We start from the raw sequence: 18,983 nt of genomic DNA, 5'->3' as shown, positions 1-18,983 counted from the left end.
ATGATGATATGATAATAACTACAATATTTCCATATCAGAAAGTGGGACTTATATGTTTTCATTAAAAAACAAACAAATTTATCTAATAACCTTCAGTTTCATTTGTTTCTTACTTATATCTGTGCTTTCTTCTTTGAATAAGCTTTCCTATCTTGATTACTCTGTTATTGCCTGGTTTAATAACCAATCTTCTGCTAGTGTCCAAACATTTATGAAATACTTCACAACTATTGGTTCTGGGGAAGTTATTCTTATTACGACCTTGGCTTTAACGTTTTATCTCCTCTATAAAAAACTATGGGCTCATATTCTATTTTTATTTACTCTTACATTCGGTGGGATCGGGTTAAACTTATTTTTAAAAATCCTCTTCCAACGTGAGAGACCGGGTGAGATGAGTGTCATTGAAGTGTTCGGCTTCTCATTAGAAATTGCTTCCTATAGTTTTCCTAGTGGACATACAATGAGGAGTGTTCTGCTCTTCTCTTTTCTCGTTTATCTGGCCTATCACTTTATAAAGAGACGCTCACTTAAGATCACTTTAATTTTTTCATTGACACTATTAATTGCCACAATAGCATTAAGCCGTATTATAGTTGGTGCTCATTTTCCATCAGATATACTTGCGGCTATAACGATATCAATCACCTGGTTTTTCCTAAGCTTAAACACGTTAAAGTACTATTTAACTGAACGGTTCAGAATTAATCTAATATAACTCCAATTTAAATGATGATAAAGGGATATCCTCAAGGTCTTTAGTGAACCTGATGGGGATGTCCCTTAGCTTTTTCTGAATAATACCTGTAAACAATTGTAAGATAGAAGAGGATGACATATAGTAAAATAATATACATATAACCGGATTCGTCCAAGAGAGAAAAAGTACAAGAATATTTAGGGGGATTCAATGAGTCAAACACAAAAAGGCCATCTTTTTAATTTACTTTCTGTTCTAGCCGTTGCAATCGGTCCGTTATTAGCTAAGTTTGGACTTTTACAAATATCTCCCGCTAAAGCTGCCATGATTAACGCACTTACTATTATCGTCGCAAGCTTTATACTTGGCTTGTTTACAAAAAAAAGAGTTCAATTTTATTTAAAAAAAGACATGATCATCCTAGCCCTTTTCAACTCTTTAGGAGTGATCTTTTTATTTGTTAGTATGGATTTACTATCACCAGTTGAAATTGGTTTTATCGGAAGATTTTATACCGTTTTCGCTGTACTTTTATCTGTGTTTATCTTGAAAGAACGTCTTTCTAGAAAAGAAATAATTTTTATTATATGTGCGATTGTTGGCGTCTTTTTATTTGTAGAGAAAGGTGGGAGTTATCAAGCGAACTTAGTCGGTAGTTTTTTTGCTTTGTTATATACGTTCTTTTTTGCTTTAACGAATGTTTTTATAAAAAGAGTTTTGTCAGAAGAACGCACGTCCAACTCAATCTTATTTACTAATAGTTGCACGACCTTCTTTTTTGTTGGCGTTTATGCGTTATTGTCTGGAGAGCTTTTTGATGGCAATTACTCAATGGAAGGAATCGGCTACATTGTTGTGTCATCTCTTTTTTCTGGCTTTATCGGAACGCTCTTCTTATATGAGGCTTTGAAATATTTACGTTTTTCAGTTGCCAATGTGACAAGAGCTTTTAGTCCAGTTCTACTTGCCATTATCTCTTTTCCTTTTTTCCCGATTGATCTTACCTTTCAAAATATCACCGGAGCCATTGTTTTATTAATTTCTATTTTATTATTAGGTCTTGCTGATAAAAAATCAAACAAAGAAAAAGCTGAAGAACCTAATTAAGGTCTTCAGCTTTTTTCTTCGTTTATGGATATGAGTCTAAAGTTTGTACAACCTAGAGATAATTAGTTTGAAAAAGGAGATACACCAATGGATATTGACTTAGTTGCATGGGCTTGGAAATCGGCTTTAATTGTTCTTGCTGGAACTGTTTTATTACGAATAGCGGGGCGAAAATCAATCTCTCAAATGACATTAGCTCAAACGGTTATCATGATTGGAATCGGTTCTTTACTGATACAACCATTAGCAGGAGAGAACATTTGGTCAACATTGTACGTTGGCTCTTTACTTGTTGCGACTTTAATTATCGTTGAGTACAGCCAACTGAAAATTGATTTTTTAGAACAATTGATAACAGGGAAAGCAAAAGTTCTCATTGAAGACGGTCAACTTAAACTTAATAACCTTCGCTCTGTAAGACTTACCGTTGACCAATTAGAAACACAACTTAGAATTCAAAATGTCAATAAGATCAGTGATGTGAAATGGGCTACGATTGAGCCGAACGGACAAATTGCTATCATTTTAAAAGAAGAAGCTAAAACGTCAACTAAACAAGACATCGATTCAATAAAGAAGGAAATGAATCAGATTAAAAATCTAGTTTCGCAAATGCTACCAACTCAGTCTTATGTTCAACAACAAGTGAACACATCTGAACCAAACCAACAAGTGATTGAAAAACTTCAAAAGCAAATACAAGAGTTAACCAAACAACTTTCTAATCAACCGAATAAAAAAGAGATTGATCTTTTTGAAGAGATAGACCTTGAAGAACATAGCAAACAACCACCTGGACATTTACAGTAGAAATAGACAGGTGGCTCCACTTATCATTGCTTGAGGTTGAATCAAAGGCCTTCTGATTCATCCTTTTTATTATTAAAAAAAATCATAAAAAAATGGAACTCTCTTAGGAATGATGTTAGCAAATCTTTCTAAATCAGATACGGATCCTTGAATCTGTTCAATTTCCAATAATTGCTGCCAGCTTTGATAACCTAGTAATAAGGCTGTGAGAGCATTAATTGATAAAGTAATCTCCTTATGACCATCATCCACTACGGTTACTCCATTTTTAGTTATAGAAAAGGATTGATTGTTCCAAGATGCATGGGGATCATCAATCTTCAGAACGATTTCTGTCGCTGAATCAGACCAATTAAAATCATACATCTTTAAGAAACTTTCAACATCAACAATACGAGCCATAAAGTAAGGAGTAATGGTTCTTTTGAATCTTGGTTCTTCCAACGAAAATAGTAAAGGCTCGTTTTCATACAGCGTCATTTCCAGCTCTTCAACCATAGAATCATGCTGACATATAAAATTCCAAAGCCCTCGTCTTGCTTCTCCGTTCAAAGCAACAAATTCCTCAACTTCCATCTTCATATTAGCAATTTGATAACAGATATACCCACAAGGCTCTTTTTGTTCGTCATAGTAAACAGCTATTTGCTGATTCTTTACGAGCTTCTCCCACCAGTCTTCAGCTCTTTTGAGCATTCCTGAAAATCTTTTTGCATATGCACCATACACGATTTGGAGATCGTCTAGAGGGGGGTTCTTTGAAAAGCGCTTCATATTTCCTAATGTAGACTTTTTAAATCTCAAATCTGATTTTTTCAAAGTTACTACATGTTTATTAGAAAAAAGTTCCCAACCATACTTACGATAAAACGGAACAGAGAATGGATGAAGCATAGAAAGACTATATCCTTCTTCTTTCATCTTATTTAACATGTGTATGAGGAGATTGTGTACAAATCCACTTCTTCTATATTCAGGATAAGTCGCTACTCCCGCGATTCCACCCATTTTCAAAAGTTTATCACCTAAATTAATTTCAAGAGGAAGAAAGTGTAGTTTTGCCACTAACTTATCCTCTTCAATAATACCAAATAGTTGATGATGCTTTTTTAATAACCTTACTCGTTCTTCCATTTGATCTGGTGTTACTTTATATTGAAAAGCATATTCCGATAGTTCAATTGCCTCTTGGTAACGCTCTTCGGTTATTTTTTTTATAACAGTCATTTGTTCTCCTCCAAAATTCAGGCTCTCTACCCTTCACACATTCTACTTTTTAAGGTAGATCTCCTTTAAGACTAGACAAAAAAAGCCTGGGTCCATTCCTCTTCAGTAGGAAGTCGGTTCAGGCTCTCTTTTATAAATGTCCATTTTACTTCACAATTAAGACTGGCACATTTACACGCTTTGCGATTTTATGACTAACACTTCCTAGTACCATTGTTTGAAGTTTATTTAATCCACGACTTCCAACGACGACACAGTCAAAGTTACCTTTGTTAGCAAAATCGACGACCGCAGGGCCAGGCTCTCCATGAATCATGTGAACCTGATAAGCGATCGCTTCTTTTTCCAAAAGATCCACAACAGGAGCAAGCTTTTCTTTTCTTTTTTTCTCTACTTCATATTTGCTATTATTCGTTAAAACATCTGATTTCGAAGTTGATCCATCAATGGAATAGACGACATCAATTTTCCCATTATGTAGTTTAGCTAATCCAATTGCTTTTTCAGCAGCACGAAGAGAATGTGCCGATCCATCAGAAGCTAGTAAAATATTTTTAAACATCATTAAACCTCCTCATCTATTTTAACGAAACTTGTTACTATTATGTTAATCAAGCGAAAGATACTTGTAAAGGAATGTTTTTACCTCTTAGTCCAATGGAACGAATGGACTGAATCTCCCCTATGATTAACAAACAATAAAAAAAGCACCGCAACTGCGATGCAAATAAGGTGACGATTATTTTAGATTATCTCTATTGATTCATTTAACGCAGGCTTTAGTGCCCGGAAGCTTTGGATAAACCGCCCATTCGTTCTTTTAACTTTTCACTTTCAGAATTCAAGCCTACAAATTCAACTTTAATACCACTTTGTTCAAATTTGCCTTCAATCTTATCTAGAGCTCCAATGGCAGAATCATCCCACAGATGAGCGTTAGATAAATCAATTTCCACAAATTTCACATCTTCTTTATAATCGAATTTATTAACAAAATCTGTTACAGAAGCAAAAAAGATTTGTCCATGTATTTTGTATATTAACTTATCTAAATGATTAATATAATTTTTCTCGACATGTACTTTTGAGATTTTAGCAGCAAAGAAAATAGCACTTAGTAATACCCCTGCAAACACACCGATTGCTAAATTGTGTGTGAACACAACCGTCGCTACAGTTACAACCATTACAATAGCATCTGTTCGTGGAAGTTTGTGAATATTCCGTACAGAACCCCAATCAAATGTACTAAATGACACCATGAACATAACTCCAACTAAAGCAGCCATTGGAATTTGAACGACAAGTCCTCCAAGTACAAGGATTAAAAACATTAGGAATACTCCTGCCACTAAAGCTGATAAGCGACCTCGTCCACCTGATTTCACGTTAATAACAGATTGACCGATCATTGCACAACCAGCCATACCACCGAAGAAACCTGAAACGATATTCGCAATTCCCTGTCCACGGCTCTCTTTATTCTTATCACTTTCCGTATCAGTCATATCATCTACGATATTTGCCGTTAAAAGCGATTCAAGTAAACCAACAATAGCAAGAGCTAATGAATAAGGAAGAATAATCATTAAAGTTTCTAAAGTTAGTGGAATTTGTGGAATTAGAAACAGTGGTAAAGCTTGCGTTAGCGCACCCATGTCTCCAACTGTACGTATATCAAATCCCATAAAAATGACAACAGCTGTAATCAAAACAATAGCAACCAAAGCCGATGGAACAGCTTTTGTAATCCTTGGTAACCCATAAATGATGAACAATGTTGCAGCAACAAGTGCATACATAATCCACGTTGCATCAACAAACTGTTCTAACTGAGCCATAAAAATTAAAATGGCTAAGGCATTTACGAAACCGACCATAACCGAACGTGGTACGAATTTCATAATTCTTGCTAATTTAAATACGCCAAATAAAATCTGGAACACCCCGGTTAACACTGTTGCAGCTAGTAAATATTGCAACCCATGTTCTGCTACGAGCGTTACCATGACTAATGCCATAGCACCAGTAGCTGCTGAAATCATTCCTGGACGTCCTCCTACAAATGCAATGACCACAGCAATACAAAATGAAGCATAAAGCCCCACCATCGGGTCCACACCCGCAATGATGGAAAATGCAATAGCTTCTGGAATAAGAGCAAGAGCAACAACAATACCTGCTAATACATCGCCTCTTACATTCCCAAACCATTCTTGTTTAATAGATTGAATGTTCAATCTAACACCTCTTTCATATTTAATTGTCTTTCGACTTTTGACTCTCACAAAAGTCGGGGTCCGTTGTTAACAAAGGTATATTACCACCTAATACGAAAACTTCAAACCCTCATGTAAGCGTTTAATAACTATATTTTGCTTTATATAACTTCTTATAACTCTTGAATTCTCTCATTTTATTAAATCTGTCACAAAATCTACTCAATTAGTAGTAAGATGCCTATTTCCTGTATAGGGAGGAATAAATATCAATTTTAAAGATATATTTAGAAGACAGAAAAAAACCTTCAACCACTAGCTGAAGGAAATCCGATATTCATTATTTAACTATTAACACTGGTGCTTGCACTCCTTTATAATTTATAAACAAATAAGGGATTAGTCTGCAACTAATCCCTTATTTTGTTTTTTCAATAATATAACGGACAAATGTTTCGCGATGAACTTCGTTTTCTATAATTTTACGAACAAAGTAAGGGTCATTTAATAATCCTGTTTTCTTGTCCGATTTTATCCATTCTCTTGCTTTAGGGTCATTTGATATTGTTTGGAACCATTCTTGCTCATCAAGCTCTTTCCAAAGTTCGGTCATATTACTCTCTTTTGATCCGAACAGAAGTTTTCTAAAAAAGTCTATAAAAAAGGCAAGCCCTAATAAAATGACAAATAACAGTACTGCAAGCACCTTTTTCCCTCCACAACCGATCTAACTTCGCACAGATCATATTTTACTAGAGTTTCAAAGGTTTTCAACAGGAAATAAATGCTCTAAACAACGAAAGACCGAGTTGTCTTAACTCGGTCTTAAAATACAGCATAGCTGTTCAGACAACAATTCATCCATTGTTTCTTCATTTAATTTATAGTAGTTCCACTGCCCTCTTTTTTCACGTACAATAAATTTCGCATCAAGCAATATTTTTATGTGATAAGACAGTTTTGATTGCGGGATATCCAATATTTCTGTAAGGTCACATACACACGTTTCCCCACGAATACATAGCTCATTTAACAAAGTGAGTCGCTTTTCATCAGCTAGCGCTTTAAACTTTTGCTCATAATATTTCGGATCGAAGGTGTTGCTTTTACCCTCATTTTCAAAACGAATAGGAATTTGCATGATTGCCTCCTCCATCAATTTTACTTGATTTAATTATACCTTTATATGGTATTTAACATCAAGTTTTTTTGATTTTAAATTATTCTGATGGTTGTTATCATAACATCTTTTCCTATTCTATTTTGTTAATACCTTCAATCCGTCTCCAGTTAACAGATTAGGCTGCCAAGGAATAACTGCAGTCGGAATATTTTTCTCAGCTACTTGTTCAATCCACTTTTGTTCTGACAAAGCTCGCTGACTTAGAATGGGATCTGTCGTTGTTGTAGCGGAAAAGCATTGATTCACTACCCACCAACTCGGCTCGATATTGGCTCTAACTAAGTCAGCTTGTAAGCGCGATGCCTCGTGCACTGGTGTTGCTTCAGGCAATGTGACAATAATAACATCCGTTTCCTCTTTACTTCTTAGTCTAGGTAGAAGTTTCGTGACGGATTCAGGGACTTCTCCTGTAGATCGTTCTATTTCTTTATGATAAGACTGAGCTGCGTCTAGTAATAACAGAGTGTGACCCGTTGGCGCCGTATCAATGACGACAAAAGAATCACTAGCTCGCTCAACAATTGAAGCAAAAGCACGGAACACGGCAATTTCTTCTGTACAAGGTGAGCTCAAGTCTTCTTTTAGATAGGCTAGACCTCCCTCGTCTAACGTCTCCCCTGCTTTTGCTAACACTTCCTCTGTGTAAGCTTCTACTTCTCTTTTCGGGTCAATAGAACTAATGGTAAGGTTTTCCCTTACGTTCGCTCCAGTTAACACATAGGAAAGATGTGCGGCTGGATCAGTCGTTGTTAAATGTACCGAATGACCTTGTTCGGCTAGTCCAATTGCCAGTGTTGCCGCAATTGTTGTTTTACCAACTCCGCCCTTTCCCATCGTGAGAAGCACACCTTTTTCTTTGGAACCTACCTTCTCAATAATGGCGTTTAACGAAGGAAGTTGAATAGTCAATTCGGTATGTTTATCTTCTTGTACATAAGCATCGTTTTTAAGAAAGGCTTTAAGCGCTTTTAATCCAGTTAACTCATAAGGAACGTAAGGAAGAATAAACGTTTCGATTGACTCTAGATGTTCTGGTTTCAGGTTTAGGGCTTGCTGCTGTCTTTCGTAAAGAGTTGTTGATATAGTGTCATTCTCATCGTGTTGTGATAAAACGCCGTTTATTAATAACCATTGATTCGTTAACCCTACTTCTTTTAACTCAATCGCTGCTCTACTCGCTTCGTTTAACGCTGATTCATCTGGTCTTGAAACAAGAATTAGTGTCGTTTGATTTGAGTTAGCTAGAGCGGTTACCGCATTTGTGTAAAGCTCTTTTTTTTCAGCCAAACCTGAAAGAGGACCTAAACAAGACGCCCCATGTGTACTGTCCTCAAGGAAATCAGACCAGGCATGAGGTAATTGTAGTAAGCGTAACGTATGACCTGTTGGTGCTGTATCAAAAATAATATGATCATAAACACTTGTCCGTTCTTTGTTTGTTAAAATCGAAGCAAATTCATCAAAAGCCGCTATTTCCACTGTGCAGGCACCAGATAATTGTTCTTCCATTTGATTGACCACCACATCAGGTAGTTTCGTCCGAAAGGGTCCGACGATTTTCTCCCGGTAGGCAGCTGCTGCTTCTTCTGGATCGAGATTAATTGCATCTAAACCAGGGACGTCAGTTATTTTCGTTGTTTCGTATCTAATCTCTTGATTGAATACATCTTGTAAATTAGAAGCTGGATCGGTACTGACAATTAATACTCTTTTTCCTTCTTCCGCTAAAGAGACGGCTGTTGCACAAGCGGTTGATGTTTTACCGACACCACCTTTTCCTGTGAAAAACAAAAATGGAGTAACCGTCTCCGCTGTTGGCTGGAATGGTTTTGTCATAGCAATTCAATTCCTTTAGATTTTTTTGGTTGCTTCGTAAGCAAATCAGTAGATACACCAGCCCACTCAGCTAGTTGTTCATTTGTTGGGTAACTGCCTTTCAACTTGATTTCTCCATCTACTAAAATCGTCGGTAAAACATCGACACCCTCTTCATGAAGCAGTTGTTGAATTAGCCCTTCATCAACAAAGGCTTGTGGCTCAGAAGCTAAGTTGAATCGCTTAATGTTGATGTTTTCTTTTTCAAGCATAAAAATGGCCGTAGCTACTCTAGTTAGCTCCGGATCTACACTTGGTCCGCAAACACCTGTGTCACAACACATTGCGGGGTCATAAATTCTTATCTTTGTCATTTGAAGTCCTCCTTTTGAAGAAATGAGTAAAACGGGGTTATCACCCCGCTTTATCATTATTTTCCTGTTTCAGCAAATGTTTGAATACGATCTTTAATTTCATCACGGACACGTTGGAAGAAAGCCCATTTCTCTTCTTCTGTTCCTTCTGCTTTAGCTGGGTCGTCAAAGCCCCAGTGAGCACGGTCTTTATTAGGCGGTGTTGCCGGGCAAACATCTGCGGCATGTCCGCAAAGTGTCACAACAAAATCAGCTTTCTTTAAAAGATCTGGATCTATCGTATCAGAAGTTTGGTTTGTAATATCAACACCAGCTTCAGCCATTGCCTTCACTGCGTTCGGATTAACACCGTGTGCCTCAATGCCTGCTGAGTAGACATCATATTTGTCAGAAAGTAATTGTTTCCCCCATCCTTCAGCCATTTGACTTCGGCATGAGTTTCCTGTACATAAGAAATAAATGATTGGTTTAGACATGATAATTGCTCCCTTAAGTTAATTTTATAAAATAATCATTAGCCAGAGGTAAAGACCGACTAAGGTAATGAATAAGGTTGGAATCGTTAGAATGATCCCGACTTTAAAGTAATAACCCCATGAGATTTTCATTCCTTTTTGAGCTAATACATGTAGCCAAAGTAAAGTAGCCAGTGAACCAATTGGGGTTATTTTCGGTCCTAAATCTGAACCGATAATATTAGCGTAAATTAAAGCTTCTCTCATAGCACCTGTTGTCGATGTTTCGGCAATGGCTAACGCATTAATCATGACGGTTGGCATGTTATTCATAACCGAAGAGAGAATGGCTGCGATAAAGCCCATTGAAATGGTTCCAACAAATAATCCTTCGCCTGCAGCTCGTTCAATGACAACAGCTAACATATCTGTTAACCCGACATTCCGGAGACCATAAACAACAACGTACATTCCAATTGAAAAGACCACAATCGCCCACGGAGCACTTTTGATAATACCGACTGAACTCAGCTCTGGATTTTTCGCACTCATGGAGCGGAAAATGAAGTAAAAGACAATGGCAATCGGCATCGCGACAAACGATACAGGTAAGTGGATAAACTCACTTACAAAGTAACCGATCAAGAGAACTGCCAAAATATACCACGAGAGCTTAAATAGCTTTTGATCTTTAATTGCTTCAACTGGTTGTTTTAACTGATTCAGTTCATAATTTTTCGGAATGTCTTTGCGGAAGTATAAATATAAAACAAGAATACTTGCGCCTAACGCAAAGAAATTCGGAACAATCATTCTAGTGGCATATTCAACAAATCCAATTCCGAAGAAATCTGCAGATACAATGTTTACTAAGTTACTGACTAGTAAAGGTAAAGATGTTGTATCAGCAATGAATCCACTTGCCATAATAAACGGCAACACCATTGCTTCTTTAAAACGCAAAGCACGTACCATCGCTAGTACGATTGGTGTTAAAATTAAGGCAGCCCCGTCATTGGCAAATAAGGCTGCGACAATCGCACCAAGGATTGAAACGTATAAAAACATTTTCACTCCATTGCCTTTCGCAAATCTCGCCATATGCAAAGCCGACCATTCAAAAAATCCAATCTCATCTAAAATTAAGGAAATAATAATAATTGCGACAAACGTTAACGTAGCATTCCATACAATTCCTGTAACGGTTACAACGTCCCCAAAATCAACAACTCCAACGATAAGCGCTAATATAGCACCAATGGAAGCTGACCAGCCAATTGACAGTCCTTTAGGCTGCCAAATAACAAGGACAAGAGTAAAAAGGAAAATGATGGATGCCAAAATGACTTGTGACATAGTTTCCACTCCTATTTTTATAACTTTCTAATCACTACAACACGAAACTCTTAAACCTCTTTGCTCCAGATCATTTAACCTCTCTTTTTGACTTGGAAGATACTGTAGTAAACTGTGAACGAACAGGTAAGTTTCGTGATTTTTATTTATACGATAAAAAATCCACTGGCCTTTTCTGTTTTCTTCAACAAGTCCTACATCTCTTAGCTTACGTAAATGTTGACTAACGGACGGTTGGCTCATTTCAAATAACTCAACAAATTCACAAACGCAGCATTCATCTTCAGCCAGCATCGCCATCATCGCTAACCGTGTTTTATCTCCGAGAAGTTTTAACACTTTAGCAGCCGTTTCAATTTCAACGGAAGCAATTGTCTCGCTCATACACGTCAGTCCTTTCTTCAATCTGGTTTTATTATATAAGCATATACTTATATACGCAATTACTTTTAACTAGTTCAATATTTTCTTAGGATATGCAAAAAAGGAAAGGCTCAGTCATGATGGGGAGTTTGGAGGATTGTTAAAAGTTTGTAAAGGTGTGATCACTATAGGATGTTCCCCCTGGTTGGGGGATGGATTAATTACAAGTTAAATGTTAGACCTGCGCGGGCAAGGAGTGTCACACCAAAGAATTGTTTAGCTACTTCTGATTGAAGTTGCTTATGATCTCCTTTATGAGGAAGATGACTGAGGAGTAATTGAGCTGGTTGAGCTTGATTTGCTAAGAGGCCTACATCTCTGCTATTCATATGACCATATTGACTAACTTGATCTGTTTCATAACCACTACATTCCGCAATGAGTAGGTCAGCTTCTTTTGCAAAATCAGCTAGTTCTGAAAAATAGCTAGAATCGGCTGTATAAACGATCGTTTTATCTTGGCTTTTTATTTTCATCGCATAGCATGGCACAGGATGTTGTGTTTTTTTAAATGTAAAGGTAAAAGGTCCTATCGTTAAAGAGGATTGATCATTGTATTCCTGAGAATTAACGACATTTTGGTACTCGAGCTTAGCAAATGCTTTAGGGTCATCACGATGACCATAAATAGTTGCTTCCTTCATGTTTGTACCCATGCCTTTATTAATAATTCGAGCATATTGGAATGTGCCAATATCTGTTTGATGGTCATGGTGATAATGAGATAGCACAATGGCGTCTAAATCTGTAATCTGGCAATAATGTTGAACGTTTGAGAGAACACCACTCCCGCAATCAAGTAAAAGCTTGAACTGATCTTGTTCAAGCAAATAACCGGAAGTCGCTTCTCCCTTTTCCGGATAGCCATGCCAATAACCAACGACCGTTAGTTTCACTTTGCCCACTCTCCTACTCCGTCATTTCTTATTTTCAATCCGTTCTCTTTCTGTTATTAATGCTAGTTCTGTCATTAATTTTTTCTGTTCATGTTCTGTATTTGAATCGGCAGCACATTCTTGCAAACGCTTAAGTTTTTCACGTTCTATCTGACTCACGAGTAACTTCCTTTCTTTTTCCCCGGTTCTTATCTGTTTAGAGCAATTCGTCTTCCTACTAAGATTCAGCAGGAAGACGACAAATGACCTTTTATCCCTTATTCAGTATAAACACTTTCTCCATTTATAAACGTTTCTTGTACAACAGCATTCGATGAAAACGGAGAATCACTCCAAATAACAAGGTCAGCATCCTTGCCTTCTTCTAAGGAACCTACTTGATTCTCAATTCCTAAATGCTCAGCAGCTCGAATCGTAATTGCTTTAAAAGCCGATTCCTCTGATAAACCAAATTTCACAGCCGTTATAGCCGATGTGATTAAGTGGTCAATCGTTACAACAGGATGGTCAGTCGTAATAGAAAACGGGATGTTGTGCTTCTCTAGCTCAACTAGAGTGTGCCAGCCTTTATTGTTAAGCTCTTGCTTCGTTCGAGAAGTCATCGTCGGTCCAACCGATACTCTCACATCATGCTTGGCAATAAAAGCTGTAATCAGATGGCCTTCTGTACAATGTTCAATTGTCGCTTCAATATCAAACTCTTTAATAAGTCTAAGGAGAGTAGCAATATCATCTGCTCGGTGAGCATGCGCACGTAATGGAATCTCTTTGTTTAACACCTTGACAAGCTGTTCCATTCCAAGATCCCGTGTTTTCACTTCACCAGCTTCTAGTTGACGCTTGTAATCTTGAGCTTTCATAAACTGTTGACGGAACAATGCAGCTACTCCCATTCGGGTTACAGGCAGTTTTCCTTTTCCACCATGTACCCGTTTTGGATTTTCCCCAAACGCGGCCTTCATTCCAGACGGCGACTTCACGATCATTTCATCGACTACCGTACCAACCGTCTTGATAATCGACATCTCCCCACCAATTACATTGGCGCTACCAGGCATAATTTGCACTGTTGTTACACCAGCCATTCTTGCGTCCTCAAATCCACGATCAAACGGATTAATGCCATCAATTGCTCTTATGTATGGTGTAGCTGCATCCGTTGTTTCATTAAAATCATGCCCCGCTTGACCAAGTCCTTCAGAAAAAACACCTAAATGTGTATGTACATCAATTAAACCAGGTGTCACATATTTACCAGCAACATCAATAATTTCAGCTTCAGCAGGAATAGCAATGTCTTTACCGACATTAACAATTTTGTTGTTATTGATAATGAGAGTACCTTGCTTTAATTTTGATCCTGTTCCCGTAAGAATCGTTCCATTTACAAATGCCTTCATCCCATGATCACCTCTTTAATTATTTCGTATAACGAATTAGTTTAACTATACTATGTTTTTGATTGGTTGGGTAGTGGTGGATTGTATTTATAAAGGAAGAGGTTTGAGGGTGGTTAAGTAGAAAAAATCTGATAATAGCGAAAATAAAAATTTTTCGAGCAAAAAATTAAATTCGCTAGTGAATTCGTTCATATAATAGCGATTTAAACTGCATTAATAGCGATTTTGAATCAACTATTAGCGAGAATTTACTTGTATTTGCAACTTTTATTTTTTATAGCAATTATTTGATCGTTACTAGCATTTCTCCGTTCTTATTTGCGACTTCGGCACGTCTAATTGCGAAATGCTCCTCTACTCCTACTTCTCTATCAAAAACAAAAAAACTCCTCCGCAGCTATTGCTGAGAAAGAGCTTTTTTAACTATCATTATTGAGCTACAGGGTATACGCTCACTTGTTTGCGATCACGACCAACACGCTCGTATTTCACAACGCCGTCTACTTTCGCAAATAGTGTATCGTCTCCACCTTTACCTACGTTCACACCAGGATATACGCGTGTTCCGCGTTGGCGTACTAGGATTGATCCACCAGTTACAGTTTGACCATCAGCACGTTTAGCGCCTAGACGCTTAGACTGAGAGTCACGACCGTTCTTTGTACTACCTACCCCTTTTTTCGATGCGAAAAATTGAAGGTTCATTTTTAACATGGAATTCACCTCCCGATTATATCGTTAACTTGAATATAACTGCTGTATTCTTCAGCGATCGACTCGAGGGCGACAAGCATCCCTTCAAGAAGAAGCTGCACTTTCTCAAATGCTCCATCATCCAAACCGTTTGGAACAGAACAGCGGAGAAAGCCGCCTTCATCTTCCATCTCTATGTCAAGCTCAACGCCACAAAGGGCGGCTATCGCATTAACAGATCCGAACGATACAGCTGAAGCTCCAGCACAAACGAGATCGTGACCATGCGGACCTGAGTCTGCATGTCCACTCATCGTAAAAGAGACAATGTTACCGTTGTCGTTACGTCTAAGTTCAACCGTAATCATATTAAGCGTTAATCTTTTCGATTACCACTTTCGTGTATGGTTGACGGTGACCTTGCTTACGACGGTAGTTCTTTTTAGCTTTCATCTTCCAAACGATGATTTTCTTAGCACGGCCATGCTTTTCAACTTTAGCCGTTACAGTAGCGCCTTCTACTAAAGGAGCACCTACTTTAACTTCATCGCCACCTACGAATAAAACGTTGTCGAAGCTAACTGTTTCACCAGCTTCTGCGTCTAATTTTTCGATGTAGATTTCTTGACCTTCTTGAACACGGATTTGTTTACCACCAGTTTCAATAATTGCGTACATACTTGCACCTCCTCATATACTCAGACTCGCCATCCTAGGTAGACAAAAGTCATTTAAAACCTGCTCTGTGCGGTTGTAGTCGTTTGGGTGCGACCAAATAACTAACAAGCGTTATTTTAGCACATTTTAAGAGATGCTGTCAATTAACTATTTTTTGCTTTCAGTCGCTCGAGTTGCGCACTCGCTTCTGCCATTTCTCCAATATACCGAATCGCAAAGCTCTCTTCTTGTAGTCTGCGATTTGGGTACACTAAAATTCGGAATCCAAGCGCTTCTTCCAAGCGTTTTAAATGCTCACTTTTCGCTCCAAATAACACCGTTGCAACCGAGGAAGGAAGTTCTAGTACAAGCGCCTCTTCTGCCATTCCGCGGTGCTCCCACAGCTGTCTTTCGATTTTAAAGGCTTGTGCTTCATCAGATAAAACAGCTCCCTTGCCTTGGCAAGTTGGGCACGTTTTAGAAAGACTTGCTTGAAGATTTTGTCGCACCTTTTTTCTCGTCATTTCCAACAAACCTAACCCTGTTATCCCAAGTACATTCGTTTTTGTCCGGTCGTTCTTCAATGCTTTTTCAAAAACAGACACAACATGCTCTTTGTCTTGTTCTCGTTTCATGTCAATGAAATCGACAACGATGATGCCAGAAATGTCTCGTAATCTCAGTTGCCTTGCAATTTCTTTCGCTGCCTCACTATTCGCTTTTCGAACTGTGTCTTGTAAATCCGTTTTCCCGGTAAATTTCCCCGTATTCACATCAATAACAGTTAATGCTTCAGTTTGATCAATCATTAAATAAGCCCCATTTTTCAACCAAACTTGCCGCCTCAAAGCGCGCTCTAATTCTTTTTCTATTCCGTAAGCTGAAAAGATATTTTCTTTGTTACGATAGAAGGTTAAGACCTCCTGGAGCTTCGGGAAAGGCTCTAGTAGCTCTTTAAGGTGTTTATAGGCTTCTAGTTGATCGACGACAATTTCGCTTATGTCAGCATAGGAAAAATCTCGAACGATTCGCTCTATTAAACCTGTGTCTTGATGAACAAGCGCAGGTGCTTTTTTGTTTCCTTCAGCCTTGTTAATTTCATGCCAAAACTTGCGGAGAAAATGAAGTTCTTGTGCAATCTTTTCAGGAGCTTGTCCTTCACAAGAGGTGCGAATAATGACTCCCTCTTTTTCCTCGACGAGCGATTCTCCTAATTGACGCCAGCGCTCACGCTCACTTTCGCTAGAAAAGCGGCGTGATACACCAACGTAATTCCCTTCAGGCATGTAAACGAGAAATTGACCCGGAAACGAAATGACTCCAGATAGCCTTGGCCCTTTTGAACCAAAACCTTCTTTAGTCACTTGAACAAGCAATTCCTCGCCTTGTCTGACAAACTCTGAAATACTGCGTTGCTTTTTTTGTTCTTCGTCTTCCTCTGAGACGTGGAAAGAAAGCAAATCATCTCGGTACAAAAAACCATTTTTATCTCGACCTACGTCAACAAAGGCCGCCTGCATACCAGGAAGGACATTCACCACTCGACCACGATAAATATTGCTCACAATTCGATTCTCAAGCGTCCGCTCGACCATTAACTCAACGACTTTCCCATCTTCCATAACAGCTGCTCGTCTTTCCCTTGTTGCCATATTAAAATATATTTTCCTCACAAAGAAAAGCCCCTTTATAAACATCTTTTCTTTATTGTAACACGCTTCCAAACAAAAAGTCGTATTAAGGGCGGTTCAGAAATTGAGAAAGAGGAGCTTGTGGTTTTTTATTGGTAAAAAGCAATTGAATCAAGTCTTTCTCTTCGATCTCGAGTGATTGACCCGTTTGTAATTGAAAAACTTTAAATAGATGATAATGGCCTCTTTTAATTTGCTTCATCGCTTCTCTAAGCGGTAATGAATCTCGAATCGCAACTGTATTTTTTTCCTTATATTCTATTTTAGAAGTTCTTCGTGCCATCAGGAAACGCATGAACCGGTAGTGTCGTTGCTTCCATTCCAAATAATTCGTTAAAAATAAGAACGTTAAAACAACCCATAAGTTCAAGTGATAAGGAAAAAAGAAAAGACTAATTCCACATAAGACTGCCAGACAAGTACCAGATGCAAAACGCGATATCGTTAAAGCACGAACATATGGATAACGATACGTACACCATAATTGAACAAGCCTTCCCCCGTCCAAAGGTAATATAGGTAGCAAATTAAAAACTAAGATCATGAGATTATGCCAAACAAAAAGATGATGATCCGTGCTAGTCCAAAAAGAAAAATGAACTAAAACATACGATAGGAGCATCATCCATACATGCTGAAGCGGTCCAGCTATTATTACAATTAACTCTTCATGAAAAGGGCGATTGCCTGGGTCCTCAACTTCTGCAACCCCACCAAAAGGCAGTAATTCAATCTTGTTAATTCTCCATTTAAACCAATGAGCTGCAATCGCATGTCCCATTTCATGAATAAACACGATCGTAAAAATCATTAATACTTCTCTAAAATATCCAGTAAAGACACCTATGCCGACAACAAACCAGAATAAAGGATTAACTTTAATCTTAGATAAAAGCTCTCTCATCTAGTCAAAACTTAACACTTCAGTTGGATTGATATAAAGATCATCCTTTTTTAAAGCGAAATAAAACATGCCTTTTCCTGCTTCTGTATTCGTTGTTACTGTGCCAATTAGGTGTCCGGCTTGGATGTGATCATACATATTGACTTCAATTTTATCTAACATGCCATAAACAGATTCTGTTCCATCATAATGCTCAACAACAACGGTTTTACCGAGCTCTCTTCGTCATCTCTCCCAACAGCTGTCACATAGCCGCCTTTGACTGCCTCTACCTCTGCATTCATGCCTGTCTCAACTAAAATTCCTTTTCCATCTTCTTCAAATCCTTGACTAACTCGTCCCCCTAATGCGGGCAATGCATAAGCTAAATCGACTTGTTCATTCGGATCTCCTTGAGCTACATCTTGATTGATTGGCAATAACGCCAGAGGCCGTCCAAATTGATTTTCATACCAATTTGCAATCGCAGCAAATTGAATTTCTTGCTCATACGCCTGTTTCACTAACCCCTTCGCTCCCTCTGCTTGTGGAACCTGAGACTGAAATAAAATCGCTGTCATTAAAAACAAACAAACAGCCACCATCAAACGAAAAAGAAAGAAATCTCCACCAGCCTTCACCGGGGAACGGTCTTGATTTTCAGAAGGAGGCACATAAAAATCCGGCTCCTCCCTCGCATCCTCATGCCGCCCCGTCAACATCGGAACCGTACGCTCCCGATGCCTCACATTCTGATTAATCTGCCGCCTTCTTGACTCAAGCTTTCTCCTAACTTTATTCAAATCTCTGGACATACACTCCCCATCCTTTTTAACTAACCGATTTACTAAACTATATGACTTGTCCTTGGGTAATATGATAGAGTAAGACACAAAAAGGTGTGGTTTCCACCTTTTTGTGTCTTACTCTATGCCCCGAGCATAGTCGGTGCCAACGATCTTAAGCCCACTACGAGCGGTCTTCTCGTAGTGGGCGCACACCGCACGGAGCCGGGGCCAACTCTCGGCCTTAACACCATACAAATAAGGTGCTCTTTCCACCTTTTTGTGTACAACTCTATGCCCCGAGCGTAG

23 protein-coding genes and 1 other annotated feature are annotated in these 18,983 nt (G+C 38.3%); of the genes, 3 read left to right on the top strand and 20 right to left on the bottom strand.

The features are described 5' to 3' along the window. Positions 1-52: 52 nt before the first annotated feature. The 3 genes from JCM9157_RS23590 to JCM9157_RS18185 all read left to right on the top strand — a co-directional run bounded on the left by JCM9157_RS23590 (position 53) and on the right by JCM9157_RS18185 (position 2,617). Positions 53-718, top strand: coding sequence for a phosphatase PAP2 family protein (locus JCM9157_RS23590; protein ID WP_052013247.1), 666 nt, complete (start codon positions 53-55; stop codon positions 716-718). A 192-nt stretch (positions 719-910) separates the two neighbouring features. After that, a complete protein-coding gene (locus tag JCM9157_RS18190) occupies positions 911-1,807 on the top strand; it encodes a DMT family transporter (protein WP_035666969.1) in 897 nt (298 codons plus the stop codon). 87 nt (positions 1,808-1,894) lie between these two features. Further along, positions 1,895-2,617 carry a DUF421 domain-containing protein gene (locus JCM9157_RS18185; RefSeq protein WP_035666968.1) on the top strand — a complete coding sequence of 241 codons (723 nt, stop codon included), beginning with the start codon at positions 1,895-1,897 and terminating at the stop codon, positions 2,615-2,617. Between the two features lie 72 nt (positions 2,618-2,689). On the opposite strand, the gene JCM9157_RS18180 is transcribed toward JCM9157_RS18185, so the two are convergent. From JCM9157_RS18180 to JCM9157_RS18095, 20 genes are all read right to left on the bottom strand, one after another. Further along, positions 2,690-3,844 (bottom strand): GNAT family N-acetyltransferase, encoded by a 1,155-nt coding sequence (locus JCM9157_RS18180; protein ID WP_035666966.1) that lies wholly within the window; start codon positions 3,842-3,844, stop codon positions 2,690-2,692. 145 nt (positions 3,845-3,989) lie between these two features. Next, on the bottom strand, positions 3,990-4,406 hold the full coding sequence (locus tag JCM9157_RS18175; RefSeq protein ID WP_035666964.1) for a universal stress protein: 417 nt from the start codon (positions 4,404-4,406) through the stop codon (positions 3,990-3,992). A 217-nt stretch (positions 4,407-4,623) separates the two neighbouring features. Next, positions 4,624-6,084 carry a SulP family inorganic anion transporter gene (locus JCM9157_RS18170; protein WP_035666963.1) on the bottom strand — a complete coding sequence of 487 codons (1,461 nt, stop codon included), beginning with the start codon at positions 6,082-6,084 and terminating at the stop codon, positions 4,624-4,626. 397 nt (positions 6,085-6,481) lie between these two features. Next, a complete protein-coding gene (locus tag JCM9157_RS18165) occupies positions 6,482-6,769 on the bottom strand; it encodes a hypothetical protein (protein ID WP_035666962.1) in 288 nt (95 codons plus the stop codon). A gap of 108 nt (positions 6,770-6,877) precedes the next feature. Next, positions 6,878-7,204, bottom strand: coding sequence for an ArsR/SmtB family transcription factor (locus JCM9157_RS18160; protein WP_052013246.1), 327 nt, complete (start codon positions 7,202-7,204; stop codon positions 6,878-6,880). 117 nt (positions 7,205-7,321) lie between these two features. Continuing rightward, positions 7,322-9,082 carry an arsenical pump-driving ATPase gene (gene arsA, locus JCM9157_RS18155; protein ID WP_035666961.1) on the bottom strand — a complete coding sequence of 587 codons (1,761 nt, stop codon included), beginning with the start codon at positions 9,080-9,082 and terminating at the stop codon, positions 7,322-7,324. Further along, positions 9,079-9,435, bottom strand: a complete 357-nt coding sequence (arsD, locus tag JCM9157_RS18150; protein ID WP_035666960.1) for an arsenite efflux transporter metallochaperone ArsD — start codon at positions 9,433-9,435, stop codon at positions 9,079-9,081. Before arsD ends, arsA begins: the two co-directional genes overlap by 4 nt. 56 nt (positions 9,436-9,491) lie before the next feature. Continuing rightward, complete coding sequence (gene arsC, locus JCM9157_RS18145; RefSeq protein WP_035666959.1) at positions 9,492-9,911, bottom strand: arsenate reductase (thioredoxin); 420 nt, start codon at positions 9,909-9,911, stop codon at positions 9,492-9,494. Positions 9,912-9,935: 24 nt separating this feature from the next. Further along, complete coding sequence (locus tag JCM9157_RS18140) at positions 9,936-11,246, bottom strand: arsenic transporter (RefSeq protein ID WP_035666958.1); 1,311 nt, start codon at positions 11,244-11,246, stop codon at positions 9,936-9,938. A 27-nt stretch (positions 11,247-11,273) separates the two neighbouring features. After that, entirely contained in the window at positions 11,274-11,630 is a 357-nt protein-coding gene (locus JCM9157_RS18135; protein ID WP_035666956.1) for an ArsR/SmtB family transcription factor, read from the bottom strand. Positions 11,631-11,830: 200 nt separating this feature from the next. Further along, a complete protein-coding gene (locus JCM9157_RS18130; protein WP_035666955.1) occupies positions 11,831-12,565 on the bottom strand; it encodes an MBL fold metallo-hydrolase in 735 nt (244 codons plus the stop codon). Between the two features lie 21 nt (positions 12,566-12,586). After that, positions 12,587-12,724 (bottom strand): hypothetical protein, encoded by a 138-nt coding sequence (locus JCM9157_RS24720; protein ID WP_156321505.1) that lies wholly within the window; start codon positions 12,722-12,724, stop codon positions 12,587-12,589. Positions 12,725-12,822: 98 nt separating this feature from the next. After that, the gene (locus tag JCM9157_RS18125; RefSeq protein WP_035666953.1) at positions 12,823-13,965 is read right to left on the bottom strand and encodes an amidohydrolase; all 1,143 of its coding nucleotides are present in this window, start codon (positions 13,963-13,965) and stop codon (positions 12,823-12,825) included. A 429-nt stretch (positions 13,966-14,394) separates the two neighbouring features. After that, on the bottom strand, positions 14,395-14,679 hold the full coding sequence (rpmA, locus tag JCM9157_RS18120) for a 50S ribosomal protein L27 (RefSeq protein ID WP_035666951.1): 285 nt from the start codon (positions 14,677-14,679) through the stop codon (positions 14,395-14,397). Positions 14,680-14,684: 5 nt separating this feature from the next. Then, a complete protein-coding gene (locus tag JCM9157_RS18115; protein ID WP_035666949.1) occupies positions 14,685-15,026 on the bottom strand; it encodes a ribosomal-processing cysteine protease Prp in 342 nt (113 codons plus the stop codon). 1 nt (position 15,027) lies between these two features. Next, the gene (rplU, locus tag JCM9157_RS18110; RefSeq protein WP_035666947.1) at positions 15,028-15,336 is read right to left on the bottom strand and encodes a 50S ribosomal protein L21; all 309 of its coding nucleotides are present in this window, start codon (positions 15,334-15,336) and stop codon (positions 15,028-15,030) included. Between the two features lie 12 nt (positions 15,337-15,348). Then, positions 15,349-15,421: a sequence feature (ribosomal protein L21 leader region), on the bottom strand. Between the two features lie 58 nt (positions 15,422-15,479). Further along, entirely contained in the window at positions 15,480-16,988 is a 1,509-nt protein-coding gene (locus JCM9157_RS18105; RefSeq protein WP_052013245.1) for an Rne/Rng family ribonuclease, read from the bottom strand. Positions 16,989-17,052: 64 nt separating this feature from the next. Next, positions 17,053-17,910: a M50 family metallopeptidase gene (locus tag JCM9157_RS18100; RefSeq protein WP_035666944.1), complete on the bottom strand. Its 858-nt coding sequence runs from the start codon at positions 17,908-17,910 to the stop codon at positions 17,053-17,055. Next, positions 17,911-18,072: a hypothetical protein gene (locus tag JCM9157_RS25495; protein ID WP_235715048.1), complete on the bottom strand. Its 162-nt coding sequence runs from the start codon at positions 18,070-18,072 to the stop codon at positions 17,911-17,913. Next, on the bottom strand, positions 18,066-18,704 hold the full coding sequence (locus tag JCM9157_RS18095; RefSeq protein WP_235715047.1) for a M23 family peptidase: 639 nt from the start codon (positions 18,702-18,704) through the stop codon (positions 18,066-18,068). The genes JCM9157_RS25495 and JCM9157_RS18095 overlap by 7 nt, the downstream gene beginning before the upstream one ends. Between the last annotated feature and the right edge of the window lie 279 nt (positions 18,705-18,983).

Source organism: Halalkalibacter akibai JCM 9157 (assembly GCF_000513135.1).
GTDB lineage: Bacteria > Bacillota > Bacilli > Bacillales > Bacillaceae_D > Halalkalibacter > Halalkalibacter akibai.
Note: the sequence above shows the minus strand (reverse complement) of the source record. Positions and strands in the feature narration are given on the sequence as shown.